The sequence below is a fragment of the Paraburkholderia sp. NMBU_R16 genome, assembly GCF_013282575.1.
GTDB lineage: Bacteria > Pseudomonadota > Gammaproteobacteria > Burkholderiales > Burkholderiaceae > Trinickia.
The window spans coordinates 1-1,815 of sequence record NZ_JAAAYE010000172.1 but is presented as its reverse complement, the minus strand read 5'-3'; the positions used below and the strand labels follow the sequence as shown (position 1 = coordinate 1,815).

The following is a 1,815-nucleotide window of genomic DNA, read 5'->3' as shown; positions in this document are numbered from 1 at the left end:
GCTGCCAGGGAAGTCTTGCCCACCTGCCTCCACGGGCTGATTGCCAGCGCGCCAACACGAGCGCCCGATACCCGATCATGCCTCACGTGCGCGCCGGATAGCGGACGGCCTTCGCGAGGCGCTTACGAAGCAGGTGCATGCAGGCTGCAACCTGTTCGACATGGCGGGTTTCGCTCGTTCGGATAAAGTCCGAGGGTAGTATGTTGAAGCCGTGGAACGCATCCTTGAACGATTTTGACTTCGAATTGGCCCACTCTGACGTGAGAACCCCCCTGTTTTTCGCCGCCTCGACGACTTTTGCGGCGTGCTCGTCCGTGCCGGTAAGAAGAAAAGCTGGTTCGCCTGACAATCTGTACCATCGACATAAGACATCCGCGACGACGGTCGTATAGATGTGTCCAATGTGAGGGTCGTCATTCACGTAGTAAACGGGCGTCGTTATGTAGGCCATGGTTGCATATGCTGACTGAGAAATAAGCTTGAAACGTGGGTCTTGATTCGATTAGCCTGAACAGTGCGTGTCTCCGAGCGATATCACAATCTTTCCGGTGTGCTCCGCAGATTCCATCAGCGCAAGGGCCGAGGAGATATCGCTGAAGGGAAATACGGCGTGTATCAATGGGCGCAGCGGCTCAAAAAGAGGGCTTCCGCCCCAACGCATGAAAAAGCGCTCGACCACGGCACGTTTTTCGTTTTTCGTTTTCATTCTTAGCGTCAACGGCATGATGTTGACACTCCTGTTGATCAACGAATAGAGATCTAACTCCGTCGTGCGACCATCCAGAATGCCCGCCGCTATTAATTTCCCGCCAGCCCTGAGGGCATGGACGTTACTGTTGACGTACCGTCCTCCGAGAAAATCGACGACGAGATCGGCTCCAACACCCTTCGTCGAAGCCAAGACATGGTGATAAAAGCCGATTCCTTGTTCTTGGATGATCTCGTCGGCACCTAGCTCACGGAGGCGGTCAGCCTTGCTAGCATGTGAAGTCGTGGCAATCACGACCCCACCCAGACATTTCGCCATGCTGACGACCATCGTTCCCATTCCGCTAGACGCGGCGTGCACCACCACTGCTTTTCCAGACTGCAGCGCTCCGAGTGTGACGAGCGCTTCGTTGGCCGTTAGCACCGCCTCAGGAAAGGCCGCCGCCTCTTCGAATGACCAGCCCGATGGAATCGGCATCGCCATGGCGCTATCCATCTTACAGACCAAGGAAAAGCCGCCCCCCGGCACTACGCCGTAAACTTTGTCGCCGGCTCGATGCGATGTGGCGCCCTCTCCCGCCTCGAGCACGTAACCGGAGATCTCAATTCCAGGCACCGATGTTTCGTGAGCAGGTGGCTGGTACTTTCCATGGCATTGCATCAAGTCCGCGCGGTTAAGGCCGGCGGCCAGCACTTTAACTAGCAGCTCATCGTGCGACAGGGGCGAAAGCATGTGCTGTCGATAATGAACCTGACCGCCGGAATGCGAATGCTCGATTCCGACCGACGTAGTCATGCGGGTCATGACACGACCCTGGCTATGTGCTCGAATCGACTATCCCTATCGCTCCGGGTAACAGCCAGAACGCGGCGAGCTTGTTCGACGATCGGCCGGCCAATCATTTGCCCGTCGACCTGACAGATGTTTCCCCCGCTCGCTTCGGCCGCCGCCACGATTCTCCCTGCCCGCTCGATTGCGGTGCGTATTCCAGGCCAAAGCGAACGCGGATTCCAGAGCAAACCGAACGCGGTTTCCACGGCAAAGCGAACGCTGATTCCACGGCAAACCGAACGCATATTCCACGCGTAAGCGAACGATAGGAAGGA

Annotated in this window: 2 protein-coding genes; both read right to left on the bottom strand. The window is 57.0% G+C overall.

Features of this window, described 5'->3' with window-relative positions; all coding sequences use genetic code 11:
• Nucleotides 1-82: 82 nt before the first annotated feature.
• Entirely contained in the window at nucleotides 83-451 is a 369-nt protein-coding gene (locus GWC77_RS27540) for a class I tRNA ligase family protein (RefSeq protein WP_173262595.1), read from the bottom strand.
• A gap of 51 nt (nucleotides 452-502) precedes the next feature.
• Nucleotides 503-1,513 carry a zinc-binding dehydrogenase gene (locus GWC77_RS27535; RefSeq protein WP_173262593.1) on the bottom strand — a complete coding sequence of 337 codons (1,011 nt, stop codon included), beginning with the start codon at nucleotides 1,511-1,513 and terminating at the stop codon, nucleotides 503-505.
• Between the last annotated feature and the right edge of the window lie 302 nt (nucleotides 1,514-1,815).

Bases quoted from the DNA above. Each gene is read 5' to 3' on its own strand.
- GWC77_RS27540 (WP_173262595.1), bottom strand. From the start codon at position 451: ATGGCCTACATAACGACGCCCGTTTACTACGTGAATGACGACCCTCAC.
- GWC77_RS27535 (WP_173262593.1), bottom strand. From the start codon at position 1,513: ATGACCCGCATGACTACGTCGGTCGGAATCGAGCATTCGCATTCCGGC.